We start from the raw sequence: 25179 nt of genomic DNA, 5'->3' as shown, positions 1-25179 counted from the left end.
GTCCGGGGACGCGGGATGCAATGGCGACGCCCCTCCGGAGAGGGGCGTCGGACGCTTATTTGGTCAGTTGCTGCCAGAGGAAGGTGTAGGCCAGCGCGCTCATGTGCGCGGCCTGGGCGTTGTTGGCCGCACCGCCGTGGCCACCTTCGATGTTCTCGTAGTAGCGCACGTCCTTGCCCGCCTCCAGCATCTTCGCGGCCATCTTGCGGGCATGGCCCGGATGGACGCGGTCGTCGCGGGTGGAGGTCATGAACAGGGTCGGCGGGTAGTCCTTCTTCGCATCGAACAGGTGGTACGGCGAGAAGGTCTGGATGAATTCCCAGTCGGCGGTATCAGGGTTGCCGTACTCGGCCATCCACGAAGCACCCGCCAGCAGGTGGCTGTAGCGCTTCATGTCCAGCAGCGGCACCTGCACGACGACGGCGCCGAACAGCTCCGGGTACTGCGTCAGCATGTTGCCCGTCAGCAGGCCGCCATTGCTGCCGCCCTGGATGCCCAGGTGCTTCGACGAGGTGATCTTGCGGGCGATCAGGTCCTGCGCGACCGCGGCGAAGTCCTCGTACGCCTTGTGGCGGTTGGCCTTCAGCGCCGCCTGGTGCCAGCGCGGGCCGTACTCGCCGCCACCGCGGATGTTGGCGACGGCATAGACGCCGCCTTTCTCCAGCCAGCCCTTGCCCACGCCGCCGGAATAGCCGGGGGTCAACGAGATCTCGAAGCCGCCGTAGCCGTAGAGCAAGGTCGGCGTGCTGCCGTCGTACTTCAAGCCTTCAGGGCGCACAAGGAAGTACGGCACCTTGGTGCCGTCCTTGGAGGTGGCGAAGTGCTGTTCGATCTTCTTGCCCGAAGCGTCGAAGAACGCCGGCATCGACTTCAGCTGCTCGGGCGGCTGGCCGATCTCGGCCAGCGACAGCGTCGTCGGGGTCAGGTAGTCGGTGACGGTCAGCCACACCGCATCGCTGTCGTCGCTGTCCACGTCGCCGACCCCGACGGTGCCGAAGGACGGTGCGCCGACGAAGGCGCTGGTGGTCCAGCCCGAGGCCGACGGCGTCAGCACGCTCAGGCGGTTCTTCACGTCTTCCAGCACGTTGAGGACGAGGTGGCTCTTCGTCCAGGTGAAGCCGGCCAGCGAAGTCTTGTCGGTCGGCGCGAACAGCACGTCGAAGTCGCGCTTGCCGGCCATGAAGTCGTCGAACTTGGCCGCCAGCAGGCTGCCGGCCGCATAGGTCTTGCCGCCGACCGTCCACGGCTCGCGCAGCTCCAGGGTCAGCCACTCCTTGTGCACGCCCTTGTTGGCCGAGTTGGGCGCATCGATCTTGGCCAGCGTGCCGTCGGCGCGGCGCAGGTACAGCTCGTCGTTGTAGAAGGCCAGCGTGCGGCTGACGAAATCGCGCTGGAAGCCCGGCGTGTCGTCGTGGAACGCGGCGATATACATGTCGTCCGGCTTGCCTTCGTAGACGACGGCAGCGCTCTCCAGCGGCGTGCCGCGCTTCCACTCCTTGGCGATGCGCGGATAACCCGAGCTGGTCATGCTGCCGTCGCCGAAGTCGGTGTACACGTAGACGGTATCGGCGTCCTTCCAGCCCAGGCCGCCCTTCGCTTCCGGGCGGTAGAAACCGTCGGCGAGGAACTTCTTGTTGACCAGGTCGAACTCGCGGGTCTCGTCGGCGTCGGCGCCGCCGCGCGACAGCGCGATCAGGCAGCGGGTGTAGTCGGGCTTGCGGCAGTCGGCGCCGTGCCAGACCCAGTTCTTGCCCTCGGCCTTGTTCAGCGCGTCCAGGTCCAGCACGGTCTCCCACTGCGGCTGCGCCTTGCGGTACTCGGCCAGCGTGGTGCGGCGCCAGACGCCGCGTTCGTGCTGCTTGTCCTTCCAGAAGTTGTAGTAGTAGTCGCCGATCTTCTGCACGCCCGGGATCTTGGCGTCTGAATCGAGGATGGCGCGGATATCCGACTCCAGTTGCTTGAACGCCGGCGTCGAGGCGATCTCGGCCTCGGCCCTGGCGTTCACGCCCTTCACCCAATCCAACTGCTTCTGCCCTTCGACGTCCTCCAGCCAGGCATACGGATCGTTCGTCACGTCAGCCTCCTTGGCATGGGCAGGGGCTGACAGCGCGCCAGCAACAGCGAGGCCTGCGGCCAGGCAAGCATGGGTGAGTCTGGGCATCGGGTACGGCTCCGGAGGTGCGTTTCATGAACATGGCACGCTAGCACAAGGCCCGGAGGGCACCCCCTGCCGAAGGTCAGGCCGCCCGGGGCAGGGCGACGCCCCTGTCGCGGATGCGGCGCGCCTGCGGGCTGCGACGACGGTGCGCCGTCCGATGCGACCTGGCCCCACGGACCGGAAGCCGGAAACGGTGCAGGGCCCACCAGGCCACGGCAGGCATCCCGACCAGCCACAGGGGCAGCCAACCCAACCAGTCGGTGCTGGCGCGGGCCAGCGGCAGCAGCAACACCAGCGCAACACCTGACAGCACCACGCGGCGCAGGACACGATCCAGATGGACATCGGGGCGGTCCTGGCGGACCGCATGCGAAACCTGGAACAAGGACATGGACATGGCGGCGGATTCCTTTGTGTGATGTCAGTACGACGTCACACTCGCGCAACGACATCTCACGGGTTGCGACATCACCGGTTAACATCTCCGTCGCATCCTGATGACTAGCGTGTTCGTATGACAGGGAGAACGGAGTCCCACATGCCCATGGCGTTGCCAATCCGCGTGGTCCGCATTGCACTGCTCGCCCTGCTGCTGGCACTGGCGGGCGGCTGTGCCAGCCGCGGCCCGGCGCGCGCAGCACCCGACGCGGTGGACCTGCCCCGCTTCATGGGCACCTGGCATGTCGTCGCGCACATCCCCTACTTCGCAGAGCGCGGGCACGTGGCAGCGCGTTACGAATACGCACTGCGCGACATCGACAAGGTGGGCGTGGCGTACCACTACCGCGAAGGCTTCGGCGAACCCGAGCAACTGCGCGAGGCGCGCGCCTCGGTCAAGGGAGATTCCGGCAACCGCGAGTGGACGCTTTGGTTCGTTGGCGTGGTGCCCGCCAAGTGGCGCATCGTCGAAGTGGCACCCGACTACTCATGGGCACTGGCGGATTACCCCGGCCGCGACATGGGCTGGATCATGGCCCGCGATCCGCTCATGGACGACGTGCGCTACGAGGAACTGGTGAAGAAGGCGCGCGACCACGGCATCAACGCCCGCCAGCTGGTCCGCGTGCCCCAGGTGCCGGCGCAGGTCGGGAAGCCGGGCTTCGGCGAGCCGAAGGAGCTTTAGGGAGGTCCGCCGCGGGAATCCCTGCGCGCGATGTCAGTCACGATGGAAATCAGAGGGCCGGGCGTGTCGCCTCGTGCGAGCAATCGAGGCTCCCTTGCTCCATCCCCTGCTTGCCCGGGATCCGGGACCCGTTCCTCCACAGTCGCGACTCGCGTCGCTCCCACAACCCGGTGCCCTGCCGCGAAACTACTTCTTCCCGTAGTTCGACAGCGCCAGTTCCAGCAGTGCCTTCGCCTGTTCGCGCAGCACGGCCGGTTCGACGATCTCCGCATCGGCGCCGTAATGCAGGATGTCCATCAACAGCTCGCGCGAGACGCTGTAGGGAATCTTCAGCTCGTAACGGCCGTCCGGCAGGTGGCGGCCCTGCTGCTTGGAATGCCACTGTTCGTCGGCGACCCAGCGCGCGGCCTTGGCGCTGAAGAGGATGGTGGCCCAGCCCTTCGGTTCGCCCGAGAAGATGCCGTAGCTCGACGCCAGATGCTGGTTCAGCTCCTCGTTCGGCAGGTCGCGTGCCGGCTCATCGCCCAGTCGTGCGTTGCCGATGCGATCCACCGCGAAGCTGCGCAGCGCGTTGCGTTCGTGGTCCCACGCATCGAGATACCAGTTGTCGCGGTAGTGGGTGATGCGCTGCGGCGATACCGCGCGCCGCGTACGCTCGTCGGTGGAACGCGCGCGATATTCGAACTGCAATTGCTTGCGCTCGAGTACGGCCGACGCCACGGTGCGGAAGCTGGCTTCATCCAGCGTACGTCCGCGGTGCGGGATCACCCGCACGCGGTCCACGGGCCAGTGGTCCACGCCCGCATGATCGGCAAGCAGCCCTTCGATGCGCTTCTGCAGCGGCGCCAACGCGCCCGAGAGCACGCCGCCGCCGGTGCGGACCAGCAACTGTTGCGCGGCGAGCAACGCATACAGTTCTTCCGAACTCAGCCACAACCCCGGCAGTTCGAAGCGATCGCTCTCGGCCGCGTGGTAGCGGAAGCCCGCTTCGCCATCGCCTTCGATCGGCGCCATCAACGCATCGCGCAGGTAAGCCAGGTCGCGATAGACGGTGGCGCGCGAACAACCCAACTCCTCCTGCAGCCGCTTCACCGTGACCGGATAGCGCGCCGCCTTCAGGATTCGGTGCAGGGCGGTGATGCGTTCGATCTTGTCCATGGGCAGCGTGGCAGCGGGGGGTGTGGCCGGATTATCGCCGACAGGTGGCCGTTTTCGTCGCCTGCCTGCGGTTGAAGTACGCACAGGGGACAAGCGCCAGCGGCGCTTTGGGCCCGTGCGGTGCCTGGTGCCGTGGCGTGTCTTTGCCGCCGCGGCGCCCTCAACGCACGGACCCAAGGCGCTGCCCTCTTCCCGGGAGCCTGCCGACCATGTCGCCGCGCGCCTTACTGCCCCTGTTGTTCGCATTGGCCGCCTGCCGACCCTCCCCTCACGAAGGCGCCGGGGTACCCGCCGCCATTCCGCCAACGCCACCCGCAGTCCCTGCGCGCGATGCGGTGCGGGACGTGAAGGCGTCAATGCACCGCTTCCTGGCCACCCGCCGCTTCCATGCGCATATGCAGGTGGAAGGCGCCCAGCCGATGACCGGCGAGATGGACTATGTAGCGCCTGACCGCTACCGGATCACGTTGCCTGGCGGCACGCAGACGGTCATCGGACACGTGCTGCACATGCAGGTGGACGGCCGACACATACGGGTACCACTCCCTCCGGAAACGCTCGCCCCGTGGCGCGACCCACTCAAACTCCAGCAGGCCCAGCAGGCTCTGTCCGCCGAACACATCGGCGATGACACCGTCGCCGGTCGCCCTGCCTGGCGCTACCGCGTTCGCCACGCCACTCCGGAGGCGGTCGCGTTCGACTACTGGATCGGTCCGGATGGCCTGCCACTGCAACTGCGCCACACCGGCCGCGATGACAAAGGCCGCCCCTACACGGTGCTGCTGACCTATTCGCGCTACGACGACCCGGCGATCAGCATCGATGCCCCGCCTTGAGTGGAGGTGGACGGCCGCTACGGGAAGACGATGCGCCACGGCGCAGGAATGCTGGCGACCGTGACAGGCATCCTGAATCGGGCGCGTTCCCGTGGCAGAATGCATGTCGCAAACCTGAATCGGAACAAGCACTTGGGTTGTGGTGCTGTCGGCTCACATCTACCATGTAAGCGGTTACATCTCCCCTTCGTTTTCTCGAGATCTGCCATGTCGCGCCCGACGCCTCCCTCCTTGCTGGCACTCGCCCTGATCGCCGGCAACATTGCGCCTGCCCTGGCTGACGAAGGGGTGCTGCCGCGCAATGAGAAGGTGGAAGCCGTCCATGCCGGCAAGGGTTTCGGCAAACAGGGCAGTGCGGCGCTGCCGGTCATCGCCATGGCGGTGCGCCCCATCCCCGAGACGCCCCCCGAGCCGGCACCGCCGACGCCCAAGCTCACCGGTGGCGGCGAGCTTGGCGTGGCTGCCAGTAGCGGCAACAGCAACACCGAGAGTTTCAACGGCCGACTGGACCTGACCTATACCGACGGCGGCGCATGGCGCCACAGCGCCAGTCTGTTCGGCCTGCATTCGCGTTCCGAATACACCAAGACCCAGGACGACGGCAGCATCGTCCGCGACAGCCGCACCACCGCCAACCGCTATACGGTCACCGCCAACAGTGCATATCTCATGGACCAGCGTGGCACGCTCAACACCGCCGTGCGCCACGAAGAAGACGACTTCGGCACCTACAGCCGGCAGCAGTCGGTCAGCCTGAGCTACGGCAACCGGGTCCTCGAGGGTGAGCGCGGCCATCTCGACCTGCAGGTCGGCCCCGGTTATCGCCGCGCCTACGACACCCTTGAGGAGCGCAACGAATCCAGCCTGATCGGGCGTGGCCTGATCGACCTGCGCTACGCGCTGAGCGAGAACACCGAGATCGTCAACAAGCTGCTGGTCGAGGCGGGCGATTACAACACCTTCGCGCAGAACGACCTGGGCGTGTCGGTCACGATGAACTCGCACCTCGCGCTGAAAGCCGGCTGGCAGGCGCGACACAACAGTGACGTGGCACCGGAGAAGAAGCGTACGGACACGCTGACCACGATGAACGTGGTCTACCGCTTCAAGTAAGCACGCGCGCCGCTCATGCGAGGAACGCGCCAGCGCCTTGCGCCAGCAGCTGGGCGGCGACGCGTTGCCCCAGCGCCTCGGGATCGCCGGCCGCACCGGTACCTTCCGCACGGATCACCCGCCCCTCCGCCGCCGAACCCACCAGCCCCGACAGCGACAGCACATCGCCCGTGCGCTGCGCAAACGCCGCCACCGGAACATGGCAACTGCCATGCAACGCCCGGTTCATGGCCCGCTCCGCCTCCACGCAGACGCGCGTGCCCGCATCATCCAGCGCCGCGAACAGCGCATGCGTGGCGGGATCTTCGGCCCGGCATTCCACCGCGATGGCACCCTGCGCGGGAGCCGGCAGCCATTGCGGCGCATCCAGCCGCACGCGGATGCGCGACGCAAACCCCAGGCGCTGCAACCCGGCGCACGCCAGCACGATCGCGTCGTAGTCGCCGGCATCCAGCTTGGCCAGGCGCGTATTGACGTTGCCGCGAAGGTCCAGCAACTGCAGGTCCAGGCGCAACGCGCGCAGCTGTGCCTGCCGACGCAGCGACGAGGTCCCCACGCGTGCGCCATGGGGCAGCGCAGCGATGCCCTCGTACCGGTGGGAGATGAAGGCGTCGGCCGGATCCGCGCGCGGCAGGATGGCAGGCAGCGCGAATGGACCTTCGAGCTCCATCGGCACGTCCTTCAGTGAATGCACGGCGCAGTCCGCCTCGCCACGCAGCATGGCCAGCTCCAGCTCCTTCAGGAACAGGCCCTTGCCCCCGATGGCGGCCAGCGAGCGGTCCAGCACCTCGTCGCCACGCGTGCTCATCGGCACCAGCTCGACCGCCAGCCCGGGATGGGCGGCGCGCAGCCGGTCGGCGACGTGTTCGCTCTGCCAGAGGGCGAGCGGGCTTTTGCGGGTGGCGATGCGCAGCAGGGTCATGCGGGCATTATCCCGCATGGCGCGGCGTCCGCGTGCGCTCAGAGCGTCTTGACGGTCTCGCGCAGGCCTGCCACGCAACGGCGGCTCACTTCCAGCGGCTCCTTGCCATGGCGCAGGATGGCCTGGACATGGCCATCACCGATGCGCTTGATCTCGACCAGTTCGTGGCGCGCGACCAGGCAGTTGCGATGGATCCGCACGAAGCGGCCACCGAATTCCTCTTCCAGCGATTTCAGCGATTCCTCGATCAGGTCCTCGCCGCGCGCGTGGTGCACCACCACGTACTTCTCCTCCGCCTGCAGGTAGTGCACTTCATCCACGGGAATCAGCCGCAGGCTGCCCCGCAGGCGTGCACACAGGTGGGTCCGCGGCTGGCTGCTCGATGACGCCGGGGCCTGGGTCTCGCGCCCGGCGATGAAGGTGCGCGCGCGTTCGAGCGCGGCAGCCAATCGCTCGGCGCGGATCGGCTTCATCAGGTAATCGATGGCGGCGGCCTCGAAAGCCGACAGCGCGTGTTCGTCGTAGGCCGTGCAGAACACCACGGCGGGGCGCGGGTCGAAGGCCGCCAGATGGCGGGCAGCCTCGAGTCCGTCCACGCCCGGCATGGCGATGTCCAGCAGGACCATGTCGGGGCGATGCTGCGAACAGGCCTGCAACGCGTCCAGGCCGTTCTCGGCCTCGGCGACCACCTCGATACCGGGATGCTCGGCCAGCAACGCGCGCAGGCGCTCGCGGGCAAGGGGTTCGTCGTCGGCAATGACCACTTTCACGGCAAAGGCGTCCTCGGTGAACGTTGGCGTGATCCCCCGCGTCCTAGGTTACCCATGGCAGCGCCATGCGTCATCCTTCGGGGGTCGCGTGGGGATTACAACGCAAACCGCTGGCCCATCCAGTCACCCAGGTCACGGATTTCCTCCGCGCATACCTGGTGTGCCATCGGATAGCGGTGCCATTGCACGTCGAAACCCAGCTCCCCGAGCACACGGGCACTCTGTTCGGCGTGGATGAGCGGGATCACCGGATCACCGGTGCCGTGCGCCATGAAGACCGGTTGCGTGGTGGCCGCAGCCGCCAGGTGCGTAGCAGCCTGCGCCGCGCCCGGCAGGTAGGTGGACAGCGCGATCAGCCCCGCCAGTGGCACCTGCCTGCGCAGGCCGGCCGCCAGGGTGATGGCGCCGCCCTGCGAGAAGCCCGCCAGCAGCAACCGCTCCGGCGCGATGCCCCGCGCCTGCTCGCGCGCGATCAGCGACTCCACCTGTACCAGCGACTCCTCGATGCCGATGCTATCCGCTCGAGTGGGGAAGTCCATGCCCACGATGTCGTACCACGCACGCATGCGGACGCCGTTGTTGATCGTCACAGCACGCACGGGCGCATGCGGGAAGACAAAGCGCAGCGCCGGCCAGCCAGGTCGCACCAGTTCGGGCACGATCGGGGCGAAGTCGTGGCCATCCGCACCCAGGCCGTGCAGCCACAGTACGGACCACTGCGGCGCCGGACCGGTTTCCTGTTCGACGGTATCGAGAATCGGGGAGGCGGAGGCGGTAGTCATGCCGCCATTCTCACCGCAGACGCGTACGGACACCAATCAGCCGTCGCTCGACCCCGGGGCTGGCAGCTGGAACCGCACGGTGCGTCGCGATGCATGGGCCTGTCCGGTCGCCTCGAAACGCCAGCGTTGCGCGACCGCGAGCGCGGGCGCATCGAACATGCCCGCAGGCGTCGATGAGAGCAGGCGCACGTCGCGCACACTGCCGTCGGGCTGGATGGTGAAAGCGACTTCTGCCTGCCCTTCCACGCGCGCGCGCAGCGCAGGCAGTGGATATCGCGGCTGTGCGTCCTGGAGCAGGCGCGGCGTCCGGATCTCCTGTACGACACGCGACGGCACAACGGAAGGGCTGGTGGCCGGCGCTTCTTGCTGTCGCGCAGGGAGCGGCGCAGGTGAAGGAGCGACGACAACCGGCGCAGCAGCGAGTGTGGATGCTGGGGCAGGTGCGCGCATGGCTTGCGCCGGCGATGCCTCGCCGGTCGAGGACAGGCCGGATGCGGCCGGCCGGACTGCTTCCTCATCAGGAGCGGCAGCCTGCAACGCCTGTTCGCGCAGCAATGCCGCCACGCCGGCTTTCAGCCGCGGCAGCGCAGGCGCTTGTCCATCGATGTGTTCGATCAGGCCCTGCAGGCGCTTCGCCTCCCCTGCATCGCCACGCGCAATCGCCTGCTCGGCGGCGATCAGCACATAGGGCTGCAGTTCCGACAGTGCGGCCTGCGCACGGGTGCGCTCTCCCGCTTCGACGCGTGCGGCCAAGTAGTGTTCGACCGCATTGTCTCCCGAGGGAGCGAGCATCCGGTTCTCCGCCAACGCTTGCGCCGCACGTGCGTAAGCCGTGGCGGGCACCGCTTCATCCCGCTGGATGTCCGCCGTGACCGGTGACACTGTCCCGCCCTGCTTCGCGTCGGGCGAAGATGCGCCCTGGCACCCTGTCAGGCATAGCAGCAACCCGACCCCCGACCATATCCGTTTCGCTTTCATGGCCACCCCTGTCATGCGGGCGGCAAGCCTAGGCGGCGATCATGACGACGGTGCGTCAGGCAATGTCTGGCCCTCCACACAGTGGCTTCACGCCCCGCGTCTCCACTCGGGAGCTGCCCCGCGAAGGTGCGCACGGGCGGCATCGACCGTGGCCTGCGGCCTGGCCATCCGACTGTAAGCGCTTGCAGAGGCGTAGACACCCGCGCCACCTGAAACTTCAGGTAAAGTGCGGCGATCAGGGGCCGATACCGCATCGTATCTCCCCGTTTCGGGGACGGCTTAGCAGGGAGTGCCGTGGCGAACCCGGTCCATCAGGCGGAAACCGTTCTTGGGGAAGAACTGACCGTGAGGCCCACTGCCATCGCCATGCCGCCGCACTTCGCCGATGGTGCTCCCGACGTGTCCTGGGTCATCGACCACAGCGACAACGCGGTCGTCGTCTGCGACGACGCAGCGCACATCACCTGGATCAACCAGGGCTTCACGCGCATGCTCGGCTATACGCTGGAGGAAGCCGCCGGCCGCCGCCCCAGCGATTTCCTGGCCGGCCCGCACACCGATCCGGAAACGGTCGAATGGGTGCGCGGCCAGTTGAATGTCCAGCAGGGCTACCGCACCGAATTGCTGGTCTACGCCAAGAGTGGCGTGCCGCTGTGGATCTCCGCGGTCGTCAATCCCGTCTTCGACCCCGAGCGCAACGTCCGCTACCTGCTCGGCGTCTATACCGACATCACCCACAGCAAGCTGCACGAGGAGCTGCACCGCAAGGTGCTGGGCGCCATCGTCCGGGAGCAGCCGCTGCAGGAGGTGCTGACGCTGGTCTGCCGCGAAGTCGAAAAGGTCATGCCGGAAGCCGTGGCGTCGATCATCGCACTGGACGACTACGGCCGCCTTCGCCCGCTCGCGGCTCCCAGCCTGCCCGAGACCATCGGCGCCCTGATCGACGGCGAGCTCGCGGGTCCGATGGTCGGCGCCTGCGGCTCGGCCGCCTGGAGCGGGCAGCCCGTCGAATGCAGCGACATCGAACGCGACCCGCGTTGGCAGGCGTACAACGCCCCGTTCCTCGCCCTGGGCATCCGTGCATGCTGGTCGAGTCCGATCAAGGCCCATGATGGGCGCGTGCTGGGCACGTTCGCGCTGTACTACTGGGAAAACAGGGCGCCCGACGATTTCCACCAGCGCGTGGTCGATGTCTGCCTGCACCTGTGCGCGCTGGCGATGGAACGCGAGCGCGCGCGTGCTCGCATGCACCAGCTCTCGTTCTTCGACACCCTGACCGGGCTGCCGAACCGGGCGCTGTTCAACAGCAAGGTCGAGCAGATGCTGCTGGGCGCCGCGCGACGCGAAAGCGCTGTGGCGTTGCTGTTCATCGACATCGACCGCTTCAAGATCGTGAACGACACCCAGGGCCACACGGCCGGCGATGCGCTGCTGCGCGAGCTGGCCAAACGCCTGGGCGGCGAACTGCGCGAAGGCGACGTGGTGGCGCGACTGGCCGGTGACGAGTTCGTGCTGGCCATTCCCGACCGCAGTGCGGAGGAGGCCGCCAACCTGGCCGATCGCCTGATGGCCCGGCTGTCCGAACCCCTGAGCGCAGGCCGGATGATGCTGACGCCGCAGGCCAGCGTGGGGGTGGCGATGTTCCCCGCCGATGGCTGGGATGTGGATTCGCTGGTGCGCCATGCCGACATCGCGATGTACCGCGCCAAGTCCGAGGGCGGCGCGCGCATCGTGTTCTACAGCCTCGAGATGAACCAGGCGATGCAGGAGCGCCTCGCACTGGAGAATGCGCTGCGCGAGGCGGTGCGCAGCGGCCAGTTGCGCCTGCATTACCAGCCCCAGGTCGCCCTGGATGACGATGCCCGGCTGCACGGCGTTGAAGCGCTGTTGCGCTGGCGCCATCCGGAGATCGGGGAAATCTCGCCCGCCACCTTCGTGCCGATGGCCGAGGAATGTGGCCTGATCGACGAACTGGGCCGTTGGACGCTGGAAGAAGCCTGCACCCAGATGGCGGACTGGCGGCGTCGCGGGGTGCCGGTACCTCGCGTCTCGGTCAACCTGTCGGCGATCAACTTCGAACAGCAGGATCTGCCGACCTTCATCGGCAATGTACTGGGCAAATGCGGGCTTTCCCCGTCCGAGCTGATGGTGGAAGTGACCGAGAGCGTCATGCTTGCGCAGAAACCCGAGGTACTGGCCAACATCGATGCGATCCACCGCATGGGCGTGAGCCTGTCGATCGACGATTTCGGCACCGGCTACTCCAGCCTGAGCCATCTCCACCGCCTGCCCATCAGCGAACTGAAGCTCGACATGAGCTTCGTGCGCGACCTCGAGCACAGCGAGTCCGCCCGTGCACTCACCACGTCCATCCTGCGCATCGGCGAAAGCCTGGCGTTGAAGGTGGTCGCCGAGGGTGTCGAGAATGCGGCACAACGCGCCGTGCTGGCCTCGCTCAACTGCGATCTGTTGCAGGGCTATTACGTCTCGCGTCCCCTGTCCCCGCACTCGCTGGAACGCTGGATCAGCCTGCAACCACCGGTGGAGTGAGCGAAAGGCGCGCCTGGTCTTCCAGCAGGAAGCCCAGTGCGTCACCACAAGGGGCCGCCACGCGGAACCGCAGCAACTCATCGGCGCGCGTCCGCCCCAGATTGACGGCGACCACCGGGATGTCCGCACGCACGGCGGCATGCACGAAGCGCAACCCGGAGTAGACCATCAAGGACGAGCCGACCACCAGCATCGCATCCGCGCGCCGGAGATGCGCCATGGCATGGTCGACGCGCGCACGCGGCACGCTCTCGCCGAAGAACACCACGTCGGGCTTGAGCAGTCCGCCGCACGCTTCGCAGGCGGGTACGTGGAACGCGCTGAAGTCGCGCCCGTCCAGGTCGGCATCGCCGTCGGGCGCCGCGACAGCATCGAGCGCCACCCAGTCGGGATTCGCGGACGCCAGGCGGGTCTGCATCTCCGCACGCGCAGAACCCGCGCCACATCCCATGCACACCACCTGGTCGAGCCGGCCGTGCAGGTCGACCACCGACAGGCTGCCGGCGGCCTGGTGCAGGCCGTCCACATTCTGTGTCAGCAGCATTTCCGATTGCCCGCGCGCTTCAAGCGATGCCAGTGCGCGATGCGCGACGTTCGGCCGGGCGCGTGCGATGCGCGGCCAACCAAGCAGACTGCGTGCCCAGTAGCGCTGGCGCGTGGCGTGCTCGCCCATGAACGCCTGATAGGTCACCGGTGGCGTGCGCTTCCAGGCGCCGTGTTCATCACGGTAGTCGGGAATGCCGGAGCCGGTGCTGCAACCTGCACCGGTCAGGACGAACAAGCGCCGGTGTCCGGTCAGGAAGGCTTCGAGTCGTGGATCGCCCATGCCGGCAGCTTAGGCCATGCCGCCGGCTCCGTGTTTCATGGCTTGGGCGCAGGGCAATAGCTGCGCAGGTAATCCATGTGGGCGGGCATCTGGCGTGCCGTACCCAGCACGTTGCTGCGGATGTCGTCGAGGAAGCGCTGGAGATCCTCTTTCGACATCACATCGGCGGTCGGGTGATAGCCCTTCGGGACGACGCCCTGCCCCAGCATGACCTGTATCCAGGAATTCTCGCCGAACAGCTCGCCGGGCACGTGGAAGACCGTGCCCGTCTCGCGGAAGAGTTCGATCCTGTGCCGGAGCGTCGCGGGGATTTCCATCTCCGCAATGTCGCGCCAGTAGGGCGTGTCGCGACGGTCGCTGATCGCATAGTGCATCACCACGAAATCGCGGACGTGCTGCAGCTCTTCGTCCAGGCGCGCGTTGTACTCGTCGATCGCTGGCTGCGTGATCGTATGCGGGAAGGTCTGCAGCAGGCGCACGATACCGCGCTGGATCAGGTGGATGGTCGTGGATTCCAGAGGCTCGATGAAACTGCCGGCGAGCCCCAGGGCCACGCAGTTCTTCGCCCAGCATTGCTGCCGTTGCCCCGGCTTGAACCGGATCGGCCATGGCTGCTTGATGACCTCGCCCTCGACGCTGGACAGGAAATGCTCGCGTGCCTCGTCGTCGCTGATGTGGCGGCTGGAGTACACGATGCCGTTGCCGACCCGGTGCTGCAGCGGGATGCGCCATTGCCACCCTGCCGTCCCGGCGATGGCGCGCGTGTAAGGCACGGCATCGCGCACCGCGGTGGTCTGGGTGGCCAGTGCGCTGTCGTTGAACAGCCACCGGGACCAGTCGGTGTAACCCACGCCCAGCGTCTTGCCGATCAGCAGCGCACGGAAGCCGGTGCAGTCGATGAACAGGTCGCCCTCGATCACCTCGCCACGCTCCAGCTTGATCGAAGAGATCCCGCCATCGGCATCGGTGGCGACATCGACGATCTTGCCCTCGACGCGCTTGCACCCGTGGCGTTCACTGAATCCGCGCAGGAAGCGGGCGTAGAGCGCCGCGTCCATGTGGTACGCGTAATTCACGTGGTAGCGCGGCAGATGGGAGAAACGGTCCTGCAGCGCGGCCTGCAGTTCGATGCAGTAGTCGCTGTATTCGCTCGCCAGGCCTTCCGCCCGACCGCGCAGCCAGAAGTGCTGGAAGCCTGCCGACCAGTGGTCCTTGCCGCTGGTGCCGAACGAGTGGATGTAGCGATGGCCGACATCCTTCCAGTTCTCGAAGGAGATGCCCAGCTTCACGGTGCCCTGCACCGCGGCCATGAAATCCTGCTCCTTGATGTCGAGCAGGCGATGGAAAACCACCAACGTTGGGATCGTCGCCTCGCCCACGCCGACCGTCCCGATCTCCTCCGACTCCACCAGGGTGATGTCCAGGGTCTTGCCCAGCGTTTTGGACAGTGCGGCAGCGGCCATCCAGCCAGCGGTGCCGCCACCGGCGATGACGACACGCTTGACGGTGCGGGGATGGGCCATCGGTTGCGACGTCTGCATGCAGGTTCACTCAACGGTTGAGGCGCTGCAGCAGCAGCGCGCGCAGGTGGCGGACACGGGCTTCATCGAGCGGCGCGAGCACGCGCCGTGCCGCTTCGGGCACGTGGCCGGCGTCCCGTTCCTCGTCGTAGTCGAAAACATAGTGGTCGAACACATCCTTCCATACGACGCGCTCGTGCAAGGGAAGGTCACGCACGCTCATGATCGCGAGCATCAGTGCATTCATCGGCGTATCCATCCACGCAGGCGACTCACGCCACCAGTAATTCACCAGCACGTTGAACGCGTCCAGGCCCTCCATGTGGTGCCACCACATACTGGGGATGAGCACCGCATCACCCGGCTCCAACACGGCGATCCGGGCCTGCTCCATGGCCTTGGCGAACCTCGGGAACCGCTCAAGATCAGGCGCGGCGAAATCGACCAGGCTCACGGCCTGCCCCGCAGGCGTGTGATCCAGCGGACCGATGTAGAGATTCTCCAATTGGTCCGACGGGAACAGCGTTACCCGGCGGCGCCCCGCGACCACGCAGGCGAGGTTATCCGGTACATCCTGGTGCGCGGCGATCCGGCTGCGGTTGCCGATCCAGATGCTGGCCAGTGGATCGCGCGGACGGAGATCGACGTCATTCTCGGCACGGAAGCCCGGCAGGAAGGTGTCGAGCGTAGTGGAGGCCACGTAGATGGAGGGAGGCGCTGCGGCATCGAGATACTTGCGCAGCGTGTCGAGCGCAACGGACAGCGGCACCTGTTCGCGACGGAAGTTGAAGCCGCTCAGGTCTTCGTTGTAGAACACGCGCCCCTTCGCTTCGGGTGGAGCAACGGTGGCCACGACAGGCATGCCGCCATGATCGAACCGCTTGAGGTAGTCGATGCCCGCTGCCGCCGATGCCCGAGCCGCCTGCACCACGGGCCAGGCCGAGACCAGCCCCCGCAGGACCACCGGCCGTGCCCCCCGCAGCACAGCCTCCGGCAGCGACTGCGGACCGCAGCCAGCGATCTCGTCGATGGGGATGGGCTCAGCGACCGGCAGCACGGCGTTGGTTGGTCCGTTCGATCAGATCGCGGAAGCGCGACATCGATGCCAGCACCATGTAGACGGGCAACAGATGGCCATCGCGCGCCAGTCGCTCCAGTGCATCTCCCGACAATGCCTGCAGCCGTGCCTCGTCGATGGTATGGAAGCCCGCGAGCCGATTGTGCGAGCCGTCATCCAGCTTTACGTCGAGCACGAACGATTCCAGCAGATCGTGCTCCAGCAAGGCCTCGATGAAGGCGGGCGTGGCGACAACGCCATCATGCAGCGCCAGCAGCACGGACTTCACGCGCTCCAGGAACTCCGTGGCACCGCCATGGTCATGGAACAGCGCCTCGCCACCCCCCTCGCGGACACGCGGATGACCGAGATCGACATGCAGCAGCCGCTCTTCGCCGGATATCCCGACCAGGAAGGGCTGCCGCCTGACGGACAGCGGGACATACGTGGCGTCCCAGCGCTCCCCTTCGAGGAACAGGTTCTCGCCCTCCTGCAGGCCGAACAGCGCCAGCGGAACGAAGCGCCCTTCGCCGTCGCGCGCGAACACGATCGGGTAGTGCGCCTGCAGCTCGCGGAACTCGGCAGGGAATGTCAGTGCCCGCATCACGGCATCGCCGAGTGCGGCGCCATGACCGGCCCGCACGCGGAGCGTCCGGTGCTCGACATTGTTCAACAGGACGTGCTGGCTCATCGGCTCTCGCAGGCTACCGGGCGGAACAGCGCAACCCGTGGCATCGTGCCCGATCACATGGGGCAAAGAAAGACGGAGCCGCCGGACCTGCCGACGACTCCGTCCCTGGATCGCACCGCTGCGGTCAGAACTTGTACCGCAGGCCGAACATGTAGCGGGGGCCGGTCTGGGTGGCGAACCGCACCATGTTCTCGTGACGAGCGTGGGTGCGCATCGTCTCGTCCGTGAGGTTGATGCCTTCCAGGCTGATCGTCAGCTGTGGCGTCACCTGGTAGCTCACGTTCATGTCGAACTGGCCGTACTCCTCGACGTAGTTGGGGTTGTTGCCCTGCCCGCCGACGCCGTTGAAGAACTCATCGCGCCAGTTGTACGCCGCGCGGACCTGCCACGGCCCCTTGTCGTAGAACGCCACCACGTTGGCCGAATCGCTCAGGCCCACCAGCGGGTACTGGTCACCCAGGTCAGTGTCGTCGAACGTCAACCCCGAATCGACCTTGGTGTAGTTGGCCGCAATACCGAAACCGCTGTCGCCGAACAGGTGCTGGACATTGATCTCGAAGCCATCGAGCGTATCCGACCGCTGGTTGGCCGGAACAGTGATGTTGAACCCGGCGATCGGGTCGCCCGGTTGGCCCGTGATCGTACCGGCGACCGCATCGACACCCGGATCCCCGGCATGGTTGGCGAAGATGTAATTGCGGATGCAGTCGCCGTCCGTCGCCAGGCAGCCTGCTGCGAGCGCATTGTTCCAGTAGGTGCCGCCCACCGGGGTATGCAGGGCGAACGGCTCTTCGCGCACGATGGTGTCGCTGATGAAGTTCTTGATGTCCTTGCGGAAGTAGCCAACCGAGAAGTAGCTGCCGGGGCTGTAGTACCACTCGAACGACAGATCGAAGTTGTCCGAAAGCAGGGGCTCCAGCGACGGGTCGCCGCGACTGCCGTCGCCGCCGGTGATACGGACGACATTCGCCAGTTGCTGGCCGCCACGGATGGCGCCCCAGCCGGGACGACCGATGGTCTGGCTGTAGCTGCCGCGCAGCACCATGCTGTCGCTGATATCCAGCTTCAGGTCCAGGTTCGGCAGGAAATAATCGTAGTCGCCCTCGCGCCGGCCAAACGTCTGCTCGGCCGCGTAGTTCACGTACAGCTCGTTCGCCGCCACCCAGCTGATGGTTTCGCCGACACGTTCGAGCGCCGTGGAAACGACTTCCGTCTTCTCGTAACGGACACCCAGGGCCACGTGCAGCGGCATGGACCAATCGAACATCGTCGTCCACTGCACATAGGCGCTCTTCGACTTCTCCGACGTACGCATGTCGTCGGTGAACTCGGTCGGCATCTGGTAGCAGCTAGCACAGCCTGATTCGTCGATCGCGGCCTGGCGCAGGCGCTCGAAGTCGAACACCAGGAACGCGTCGGTCCAGTTCGGGTTGTTGTGGTTGCCGAAGGCCTCGAAGTAACGCGACATGTGGTCGACGTACCAGATGCTGTCGTCATAGTCCGCCGGCGTGCCGACGCCACCCCAGGTATCGCGCTGCATCACGGACGACGCGGAGCGGTTCTGTACATCGATGGCCGACACACCGAAGTCCAGCCCAGAGTAGTCACCGAACTCGAAGCGGCCCTTGGCCTGCAGCTGTTCGACCTCGGACTTGTTGTAGCTGTTCTGGAAGACCGAACCGGTCACCAGCGCCTGCGATGCGAGCACCTCGGTCTGGCCGGGCGGCAGTTGGACGTTGACGATCGGAATCTCGCCGCTGTAATCGACGGTGGTGGTACCACGCACATACGCAGCCACGCCGAGCACGCCGGCCGACCCGAGCGGACTGTCCGGCTTCGATTCGGAGGTGGAATTGTGGTAATCGAACTCGAGATTGAGATTGTCGGTGACTTCCCACTCGACGTTGAAGCCCAGCGAATCACCGGTGGTCTTGGTCGCCAGCTGCATGCCGCCCATCGAAAGGTCGGCGTTGGTCATGTCTTCGGAATAGATGATCGGCGCCGCAACCGGGCCATCGGTCCATGAACTGTCGCCCGGGCCGTAGTTGAACCACACCGACAGCTCGCTGCGCTGCTGCTGAACCTTGTTCTCGATGTAGTTGTAGTCCAGCGTGGTCGTCACGTTGTCGGTCGGCGCCCACTGCAGCGTCACCTGGCCATTGGTGCGCTGGCGCTGCACGCCATTGACGCTGTAACCGGTGTTCTGTGGACGCGCATAGACATCGTCCAGGCCCGGACGGTTGTCGATGCGGTCATAGTACGTTTCGCCCGGCAGCGGCAGGCGCTGCCAGCTGTTCGAGTTGTCGCCGTAGAACGTCAGCCAGCCATCGGCCACCGACGCCTGGTTGAAACCGGAATCACGCTCCTGGTAGCTGCCGCTGAGCGCGATACCGAAACGGCCATCGGCATAGGTCTGGCTGAAGATGCCCGACATCTCGCCCGTGAAATCGCTGCCCTGCATGGTCTTGGGCAGGTTGCCATTGGAGCTGTCGTTGACCGCCTTCAACCCGAACGTCGCGACCGGCTCGGCCTGCAGCGGGCGCGCCGTCCGCACGTCGATGGTGGCGCCGATGCCGCCGGTCGGATTGTCGGCGCGACCGGTCTTGAAGACGCGGATCTCGGACACCGATTCGCTGGCCAGGTTGGCGAAGTCGAACGAGCGCGAGGTGGACGAGCCCGCACCACCGCTGCCCAGGTTGGACGCAGGCATCTGGCGACCGTTGAGCAGCACCAGGTTGTAGTCCGGGCCCATGCCGCGCACGGTGACCTTCGAACCTTCACCGCTGGGTGTGCGATCGATCGACACGCCGCTGATGCGCTGGAGCGATTCGGCCAGGTTGGTATCCGGGAACTTGCCGATGTCCTCGGCGACGATGCCATCGACGACACCCTGCGCATCGCGCTTGAGGTTCATCGACGACTCCAGGCTCGCGCGGATGCCCTTGACCACGACGGTATCCAGCGTAGCGGGATCAACCTCGCTGGCGCTCGCGGGCGCCGGATCGGCATTGCCCTGGGGCTCGACCTGCTGGGCCCATGCGGGTCCTGCGAGTGCGAGCAACAATGCGGATGTAAGCACCCGCTTCCTTGGAACGGATTGCACTTGCTTCATGGACTTTCCCCTCTCCGGAAATTCACGAATGGCGTTGGTGTGTGTGCCCGAGGCCTCTGTCCCCTTTCACATTGGGCCGAATTGGACGCGCGATTGACAGCGTTGTCAACTTTCTGTGATTCGACTCATGATTGCAAGAAAATGGCTTATTTCAAGCACTATTCTTCATGTTGCGTCGCAGCTGAAACCGTTTTCTTTCCCGCGTGGTGCTGCAAGGAAAATGAAAATAATTCCCGCGCAACCACACTGAAGGTTCTCTATTGGTATGGAATGCGCGCACGACTTCCACCCTCCCGGCCGCGCTTGGCGCCGCCGGGATCCAGGACCGATGCAAGTGAGGAATGCGACTGCTTCAGCGCCGCGCGGGTGGCTGTGTCGATTCGCGGAACAGCACTTCGTGTTCGACGTGCACCATGCTCCCCGCTTCCGTCGAGCGGATGCGCGCCAGCAGTTGCAACGTGGCCAGCCTGCCCATTTCTGACGTGGGCTGCCGCACGGTCGTCAGCGCAGGATAGATGTGGCGCGCGATGGGCGTGTCATCGAAGCCGCACACCGAAATGTCGCGCGGCACCGCCAGCCCGCGCTCGCACGCCGCGCGGATGACGCCGGCCGCCATGTCGTCGTTGGCCGCGAAGATGGCGGTCGGCGGCCGGTGCAGGTCGAGCAGCCGGTTGCCGGCCTCGATGCCGGACTCGAACGAGAAGGCGCCCTGCACCACCAGCTCTGCGTCGTACTCCAGCCCTGACGCACGCAATGCGTCCTTGTAGCCCTTGAACCGCCACTGGCACGCGCCATGCGCCGGCGGACCCTTGATGTGGCCGATGCGGCGATGGCCTTGCGCCACGAGTCCGGCGATAAGTTCGAGCACGGCAGCCGTCTCGTCCATCATCACCCCGATGCGATGATCGGGATGCTTCGGCGCGATGCAGGCGAACGGCACTTCCTGCTGTTCCAGGAACTCCAGCACCACCGGGTCGTCCGTCAGCGGAGGAATCAACACCACGCCGTCAGGCGCGAAGTGCTCGAAAACCACTTTCAGATCGTCGGCCTTGCGCTGTTTCGGCGCACCGACGGGCGCCAGCACCAGGTTGTAGTGGTTGTCGCGACAGGCATCCAGCATGCCGCTCTGGATCTCCATCAGGTAGTTGCGCGACGGGTTGTTGTAGACCAGCGCAATGACATACGAGCGCTGCCCGGCCAGGCTGCGTGCCGACAGATTGGGACGGTATTGCAGCTGGTCGACGGCCTTCATGACCCGCTGGCGCATTTCTTCACGGACGTTCGGCTCGTTGTTGAGCACGCGCGACACGGTCTTCATGGACACGCCTGCAGCCGCAGCCACGTCTTCGATCCGACTACGCATTGGGATGCTCCTGCTCCACTCGTCCACCCTCCCGGCACGACGCCGGATTCTGACAGCGATGCCCGCTGCTTGGATACCGCACGACCCGTCCCGTGATCGGTGCGACACGCGGCCAGTACGAGCTGCCGCGAACAGCAACGATGGAACCCAGCTGATACCCGTGACCACGCGCAAACTCTTGCTGCACGGCAACACACATCCGGTGCGCGCGCGCGATGGACGCTGCATGCGTCCCGTTTTCCGCCACCCGGCGCGCAATCGGTTGACAGCAAGGTGTAGCAACGCTATGACAGCGCTGTCAACTACCGCGCATCCGACGCGCTCCACGCTGCGCCCGGCTGCACACTTCCACAAGAGGCGCCAGCATGCATTCCACCCGTTTGTTCTCCGCCGTTACGCTTGGCGTGGCCCTGGCCGCCGGAATGACGGACGCAGGTGCCACCGGACCCCGGGAGACCTCGATGCGACTCGCCTCCACGGTGACCATCTACACGACCGCGCAGGGCTCCCCCCAGCGCCTCAGCGAAACAGGCACCGTCGTGCTCAAGCCGGGGCACACGCTGACGGAAGTCGAGACGTCGGTCTTCGTGGACCCCGCCGTGCAGTTCCAGTCATTGCTGGGCATTGGCGGCGCCATCACCGACTCGACCGCCGAGGTCTATGCCGCGCTCCCGCCTGCGAAACAGGCCGAGTTCATGCGTGCGTACTACGACAAGCGGGAAGGCATCGGCTACTCGTTGGCACGCACCACCATCCACAGCTCCGATTTCAGCTCGGCCAGTTACACCTACATCGAGGAAGGCGACAAGGCGCTGGAGACGTTCTCGATCGATCATGACCGCAAGGCTCGCCTGCCGATGATCAAGCAGGCCATCGCGGCCTCGGGCGGCAAGCTGCCCTTGTTCGCCAGCCCGTGGAGCGCGCCCGCCTTCATGAAGACGAACAACCACATGCTGCGTGGCGGCGCGCTGCTGCCCGAGTACCGGCAGGCGTGGGCGAACTATTTCGTCAGATTCATCCAGGCCTACGAGAAGGAAGGGGTGCCGATCTGGGGCATCACCGTGCAGAACGAGCCGATGGCCACGCAAACTTGGGAATCGATGCTATACACGGCCGAGGAAGAGCGGGATTTCCTCAAGCTGCACCTCGGCCCGACCATGCACGCGGCCGGTTACGCCGACAAGAAGATCATCGTGTGGGACCACAACCGCGACATGATGCTGTACCGCGCCCAGGTAATCCTCGGCGACCCGGAGGCGGCGAAGTATGCATGGGGCCTCGGCTTCCACTGGTACGAGACGTGGGCGGGCTTCGACGCGATGTACCGCAACGTGGCAGCGGTGACGCAGGCGTTTCCCGACAAGCCGGTGCTGCTGACCGAGGCAGCGGTCGAGAAGTTCGACCCGGCGCGCTACCAGCATTGGCCGAATGCCGAACGCTACGGGACCTCGATGATCCACGATCTCAACAACGGTGCGGTCGGCTGGACCGACTGGAACATGCTGCTGGACGAAAAGGGGGGCCCGAACCACGTGGGCAACTACTGCTTCGCGCCGCTCCACGCCGATACACGTACCGGCGAGCTGATCTACACGCCCAGCTACTATTACATCGGACACTTCTCGAAGTTCATCCGTCCCGAAGCACGTCGCGTCAGTACCGCCACCAGCCGCAGCACCCTGCTGGCGACGTCCTTCGCCAATCCCGACGGACGCTTGGCCACGGTCGTGATGAATCCGACCGACAAGGAGATCGCCTACAACTTCTATGTAGGCCAGGACTCGGCCGTGGTCACCATCCCGGCGCGCGCGATCCAGACCCTGGTGAACTGACCACACGGCTGAGGGGAGTCCGCCATGCGTCCGTTGCTTGTCCTGTTGCTGCTGCTGCCGGGCGCACCCACCTCCGCCGCAGATGCTTTCGCGTGGCCCGACGGACGTCGTGCCGCCGTGAGCCTGTCCTACGACGACGCGGTTCCGTCGCAACTGGACAATGCGATCCCCGCACTCGATCGCCACGGTCTGAAGGGCACTTTCTACCTGACGCTGTCCTCCGACACGCTGCGCACGCGGCAGCAGGAATGGGTGTCCGCCGCACGCAACGGCCACGAGCTGGGAAACCACAGCCTGTTCCACCAATGCTCGGGCTCCAGGCCCGATCGCGACTGGGTGGAGGCACACCGCGATCTAGACAGCGTCACCGTGGCGCAGATGCGCGACCAGGTGCTGCTGGCGAATGTCATGCTGACCGCACTGGATGGCAGGCACGAACGGACCATGACCGTGCCTTGCGGCGATACGGAGGCGCGCGACGGAAACTATGTCGACGCCGTCGCATCGGCATTCGTGGCGATCAAGCTGGGACAGGGCGGCGTGGTCGCGGACATGGCGACACTCGATCCGATGGCAGTGCCGGTCGACGTTCCTGTCGAGGTGACCGGCGAAGCGCTGATCGCACGCGTCGAAGAGGCGGCACGACGGGGCACGATGGTCAACTTCACCTTCCATGGCATCGGCGGCGACCACCTCGCCGTCTCCAACGACGCACACGAAGCTTTGCTGCGGCACCTGGCTGCCCATCCGGACGTGTACTGGGTGGCGCCCTTCATCGACATCATGCGTCACGTCGCATCGGAACGCCCATCGCCTGCGCATGCGTCGCGATCCGGCAGCACGCGCGCCGCCACGCCCTGAACTTCCGCCTGCGATAAACGCTCGACGAGGCATCCCGTTCAGCGCGGGCATGACGACAACGTCGCGCGCGCATGCCAAGCGGCGCGGCGCGCCAGGTTGTAAGCCATGTCGGCCTCCCGTGGCAGCAGGTGTTCCGCGCGTGTCGGATCGGCTCCGTTCGCGAATGCATGCTCCACGCGCTCCAACTGCGACAGGTGCTGCTGGATGGGCCGCAGCAGTTCTGCATACAGCGACTTCCGGCAATGCGGAAAATCCGCACCGAGCGCCGCCAATTGCTCCCTGATCGCGCGGCTGGCGGCCCCTTCCAGGCCAGGAGCCGGCTCGGACGCGATGGGTGCCGCCTTGTAGGCGTCCCCTGTTGCTTCGCTGCCGAGATCCGCCACTCGCTCGTGGTATGCGGGATTGAAGCGGACCTCCGGCGGTGGGCGCGCGCGTGCGGGCTGGTCGCGCGTCCCCAACGGAATGACCACCGTGCCGGTGACGGTTCCGTGCGCGTTCTCCAGCAGGCTGTCTCCGGCGGTGCCTTTCCCGAGCCAGGCCTTGTCGAACCGTGTCTCCCGGTAATCAACCGGATTACGACGGTCGAAGGGACCCGGTGCTTTGTTGCGCGCCACGCCTTCTCCCGTGCCGGGTGGCGGCCGTACCGGCACGGCGCGCCCTGCCGCATCTTCCAGCAGAAGCAGGCGTCCATCGCGGCCGTACAACACGAGCGGGACGCCTTGGTCCGCGTAGACCCGCACGGAGGCCGTGGCCGGTGACGCAGTCCTGCGCAGCGCCGGCGGCGGGCGCTGCTGGTCCTGGTCCGGGCGGAACGGACGCGCTGACGTATGCGGGGTCCGTATCACGGTCGCGCGTGCAATGAAGCGTATCTGCAGCGTGGATTCGGATGCCTCCGCACGCACGACAGGGCGGTGCAGCATCAGCACGCGTGCGGTCAGCGCCAGGACGATGACGCTCACCAGGCAGGCAATCAGGCGGTCCTTGGCATCTGCCGGCACCTGCCACACGTGGCCTGCGGCGCGCGGTCGCGGACCTGTCGCGGTTGCGCCAGTCAATGCAGGAGCTCAAGCGGTGATGTCCGGGGCATGCCGGGCAGCCTATGCGGCGGCAGGATCAAACCGGGTCGTCCCAGTGACTCTTTGCCGGCGAGGGTGGTGGATATCCTTGGTCTTCTAGGCATGCGTCCAGCAGGTCGTGCTGCTCCGGATCAAGCAGGGGCGGTTCATGCGAGGCATCCGCGGCGGGTAACGGCAGGTCGAGCTCCTCGGCGCAGCGCGCGATCGCGTCCCTGAGCTCCGGATCCGGCATCGGCGGCATGCCATATCCATCCGCATGCGGATGGGGCGGTCCGTCGTGACCGAAAGGTGCGGGCGGTGGACGATGCAGATGCGGCGGCGAGCAGCAGGCGGCGAGCCCGAAGGCCAGCAAGCCCAACAGGGCGGCGCGGAAGGGCGTGGCGTGCAACAAGGAACCTCCTTGAGAAGGATGGTTGGCGGGCATGGTGCCTGCAGGCTCCACAGCGGATGA

Annotated in this window: 21 protein-coding genes; 6 read left to right on the top strand and 15 right to left on the bottom strand. The window is 66.2% G+C overall.

Translation table 11 applies throughout. From position 1 onward, the window contains the following. Positions 1-55: 55 nt before the first annotated feature. Complete coding sequence (locus tag FB548_RS02790) at positions 56-2161, bottom strand: prolyl oligopeptidase family serine peptidase (RefSeq protein ID WP_142123221.1); 2106 nt, start codon at positions 2159-2161, stop codon at positions 56-58. A gap of 76 nt (positions 2162-2237) precedes the next feature. Beyond that, positions 2238-2549 carry a hypothetical protein gene (locus FB548_RS02785; protein WP_142124077.1) on the bottom strand — a complete coding sequence of 104 codons (312 nt, stop codon included), beginning with the start codon at positions 2547-2549 and terminating at the stop codon, positions 2238-2240. Positions 2550-2696: 147 nt separating this feature from the next. Here FB548_RS02785 and FB548_RS02780 point away from each other — a divergent pair, with 147 nt between their 5' ends. Next, complete coding sequence (locus tag FB548_RS02780) at positions 2697-3281, top strand: lipocalin family protein (RefSeq protein WP_255470284.1); 585 nt, start codon at positions 2697-2699, stop codon at positions 3279-3281. Between the two features lie 186 nt (positions 3282-3467). Here FB548_RS02780 and FB548_RS02775 read toward each other — a convergent pair whose 3' ends face one another. Continuing rightward, positions 3468-4439 carry a YafY family protein gene (locus FB548_RS02775; protein WP_142123220.1) on the bottom strand — a complete coding sequence of 324 codons (972 nt, stop codon included), beginning with the start codon at positions 4437-4439 and terminating at the stop codon, positions 3468-3470. Between the two features lie 356 nt (positions 4440-4795). Between FB548_RS02775 and FB548_RS02770 the strand changes: the two genes are divergently transcribed. Then, complete coding sequence (locus tag FB548_RS02770; protein ID WP_142123219.1) at positions 4796-5275, top strand: hypothetical protein; 480 nt, start codon at positions 4796-4798, stop codon at positions 5273-5275. A gap of 207 nt (positions 5276-5482) precedes the next feature. Beyond that, positions 5483-6388: a DUF481 domain-containing protein gene (locus FB548_RS02765; RefSeq protein ID WP_255470283.1), complete on the top strand. Its 906-nt coding sequence runs from the start codon at positions 5483-5485 to the stop codon at positions 6386-6388. Between the two features lie 13 nt (positions 6389-6401). Here FB548_RS02765 and hemC read toward each other — a convergent pair whose 3' ends face one another. From hemC to FB548_RS02745, 4 genes are all read right to left on the bottom strand, one after another. Then, positions 6402-7310, bottom strand: a complete 909-nt coding sequence (gene hemC, locus FB548_RS02760; RefSeq protein WP_142123218.1) for a hydroxymethylbilane synthase — start codon at positions 7308-7310, stop codon at positions 6402-6404. Positions 7311-7348: 38 nt separating this feature from the next. Then, positions 7349-8080 (bottom strand): LytTR family DNA-binding domain-containing protein, encoded by a 732-nt coding sequence (locus FB548_RS02755; RefSeq protein ID WP_142123217.1) that lies wholly within the window; start codon positions 8078-8080, stop codon positions 7349-7351. Positions 8081-8175: 95 nt separating this feature from the next. Further along, entirely contained in the window at positions 8176-8862 is a 687-nt protein-coding gene (locus FB548_RS02750) for a carboxylesterase (protein WP_185741946.1), read from the bottom strand. A 36-nt stretch (positions 8863-8898) separates the two neighbouring features. Beyond that, the gene (locus FB548_RS02745; protein WP_185741945.1) at positions 8899-9654 is read right to left on the bottom strand and encodes an energy transducer TonB; all 756 of its coding nucleotides are present in this window, start codon (positions 9652-9654) and stop codon (positions 8899-8901) included. 531 nt (positions 9655-10185) lie between these two features. Between FB548_RS02745 and FB548_RS02740 the strand changes: the two genes are divergently transcribed. Then, positions 10186-12390: an EAL domain-containing protein gene (locus FB548_RS02740; RefSeq protein ID WP_255470282.1), complete on the top strand. Its 2205-nt coding sequence runs from the start codon at positions 10186-10188 to the stop codon at positions 12388-12390. On the opposite strand, the gene FB548_RS02735 is transcribed toward FB548_RS02740, so the two are convergent. The 6 genes from FB548_RS02735 to FB548_RS02710 all read right to left on the bottom strand — a co-directional run bounded on the left by FB548_RS02735 (position 12365) and on the right by FB548_RS02710 (position 20959). Continuing rightward, the gene (locus tag FB548_RS02735) at positions 12365-13216 is read right to left on the bottom strand and encodes an NAD-dependent protein deacetylase (RefSeq protein ID WP_142123215.1); all 852 of its coding nucleotides are present in this window, start codon (positions 13214-13216) and stop codon (positions 12365-12367) included. The genes FB548_RS02740 and FB548_RS02735 overlap by 26 nt on opposite strands. A 35-nt stretch (positions 13217-13251) precedes the next feature. Then, complete coding sequence (locus tag FB548_RS02730; RefSeq protein ID WP_185741944.1) at positions 13252-14757, bottom strand: tryptophan halogenase family protein; 1506 nt, start codon at positions 14755-14757, stop codon at positions 13252-13254. Between the two features lie 10 nt (positions 14758-14767). Then, entirely contained in the window at positions 14768-15790 is a 1023-nt protein-coding gene (locus FB548_RS02725) for a cupin-like domain-containing protein (protein WP_142124071.1), read from the bottom strand. Next, entirely contained in the window at positions 15777-16484 is a 708-nt protein-coding gene (locus tag FB548_RS02720; protein ID WP_142123214.1) for a SapC family protein, read from the bottom strand. The genes FB548_RS02725 and FB548_RS02720 overlap by 14 nt, the downstream gene beginning before the upstream one ends. Positions 16485-16608: 124 nt before the next feature. Continuing rightward, positions 16609-19596 carry a TonB-dependent receptor gene (locus tag FB548_RS02715; protein WP_142123213.1) on the bottom strand — a complete coding sequence of 996 codons (2988 nt, stop codon included), beginning with the start codon at positions 19594-19596 and terminating at the stop codon, positions 16609-16611. Positions 19597-19948: 352 nt separating this feature from the next. After that, positions 19949-20959, bottom strand: coding sequence for a LacI family DNA-binding transcriptional regulator (locus FB548_RS02710; protein WP_142123212.1), 1011 nt, complete (start codon positions 20957-20959; stop codon positions 19949-19951). 422 nt (positions 20960-21381) lie between these two features. Between FB548_RS02710 and FB548_RS02705 the strand changes: the two genes are divergently transcribed. Next, positions 21382-22791, top strand: coding sequence for a glycoside hydrolase family 30 protein (locus FB548_RS02705; protein ID WP_142124070.1), 1410 nt, complete (start codon positions 21382-21384; stop codon positions 22789-22791). 24 nt (positions 22792-22815) lie between these two features. Then, positions 22816-23652 carry a polysaccharide deacetylase family protein gene (locus FB548_RS02700; RefSeq protein ID WP_142123211.1) on the top strand — a complete coding sequence of 279 codons (837 nt, stop codon included), beginning with the start codon at positions 22816-22818 and terminating at the stop codon, positions 23650-23652. Positions 23653-23690: 38 nt separating this feature from the next. Here FB548_RS02700 and FB548_RS02695 read toward each other — a convergent pair whose 3' ends face one another. Together FB548_RS02695 and FB548_RS02690 are read right to left on the bottom strand one after the other, a co-directional pair. Beyond that, a complete protein-coding gene (locus FB548_RS02695) occupies positions 23691-24650 on the bottom strand; it encodes a hypothetical protein (protein WP_221625897.1) in 960 nt (319 codons plus the stop codon). A gap of 115 nt (positions 24651-24765) precedes the next feature. Continuing rightward, a complete protein-coding gene (locus FB548_RS02690) occupies positions 24766-25116 on the bottom strand; it encodes a hypothetical protein (RefSeq protein ID WP_142123209.1) in 351 nt (116 codons plus the stop codon). Between the last annotated feature and the right edge of the window lie 63 nt (positions 25117-25179).

The sequence above is a fragment of the Pseudoxanthomonas sp. 3HH-4 genome, from assembly GCF_006716465.1.
GTDB lineage: Bacteria > Pseudomonadota > Gammaproteobacteria > Xanthomonadales > Xanthomonadaceae > Pseudoxanthomonas_A.
Note: the sequence above shows the minus strand (reverse complement) of the source record. Positions and strands in the feature narration are given on the sequence as shown.

Bases quoted from the DNA above. Each gene is read 5' to 3' on its own strand.
- FB548_RS02790 (WP_142123221.1), bottom strand. From the start codon at position 2,161: ATGCCCAGACTCACCCATGCTTGCCTGGCCGCAGGCCTCGCTGTTGCT.
- FB548_RS02785 (WP_142124077.1), bottom strand. From the start codon at position 2,549: ATGTCCTTGTTCCAGGTTTCGCATGCGGTCCGCCAGGACCGCCCCGAT.
- FB548_RS02780 (WP_255470284.1), top strand. From the start codon at position 2,697: ATGCCCATGGCGTTGCCAATCCGCGTGGTCCGCATTGCACTGCTCGCC.
- FB548_RS02775 (WP_142123220.1), bottom strand. From the start codon at position 4,439: ATGGACAAGATCGAACGCATCACCGCCCTGCACCGAATCCTGAAGGCG.
- FB548_RS02770 (WP_142123219.1), top strand. From the start codon at position 4,796: ATGCACCGCTTCCTGGCCACCCGCCGCTTCCATGCGCATATGCAGGTG.
- FB548_RS02765 (WP_255470283.1), top strand. From the start codon at position 5,483: ATGTCGCGCCCGACGCCTCCCTCCTTGCTGGCACTCGCCCTGATCGCC.
- hemC (WP_142123218.1), bottom strand. From the start codon at position 7,310: ATGACCCTGCTGCGCATCGCCACCCGCAAAAGCCCGCTCGCCCTCTGG.
- FB548_RS02750 (WP_185741946.1), bottom strand. From the start codon at position 8,862: ATGACTACCGCCTCCGCCTCCCCGATTCTCGATACCGTCGAACAGGAA.
- FB548_RS02745 (WP_185741945.1), bottom strand. From the start codon at position 9,654: ATGCTCGCTCCCTCGGGAGACAATGCGGTCGAACACTACTTGGCCGCA.
- FB548_RS02735 (WP_142123215.1), bottom strand. From the start codon at position 13,216: ATGGGCGATCCACGACTCGAAGCCTTCCTGACCGGACACCGGCGCTTG.
- FB548_RS02730 (WP_185741944.1), bottom strand. From the start codon at position 14,757: ATGCAGACGTCGCAACCGATGGCCCATCCCCGCACCGTCAAGCGTGTC.
- FB548_RS02720 (WP_142123214.1), bottom strand. From the start codon at position 16,484: ATGAGCCAGCACGTCCTGTTGAACAATGTCGAGCACCGGACGCTCCGC.
- FB548_RS02715 (WP_142123213.1), bottom strand. From the start codon at position 19,596: ATGAAGCAAGTGCAATCCGTTCCAAGGAAGCGGGTGCTTACATCCGCA.
- FB548_RS02710 (WP_142123212.1), bottom strand. From the start codon at position 20,959: ATGCGTAGTCGGATCGAAGACGTGGCTGCGGCTGCAGGCGTGTCCATG.
- FB548_RS02705 (WP_142124070.1), top strand. From the start codon at position 21,382: ATGACGGACGCAGGTGCCACCGGACCCCGGGAGACCTCGATGCGACTC.
- FB548_RS02700 (WP_142123211.1), top strand. From the start codon at position 22,816: ATGCGTCCGTTGCTTGTCCTGTTGCTGCTGCTGCCGGGCGCACCCACC.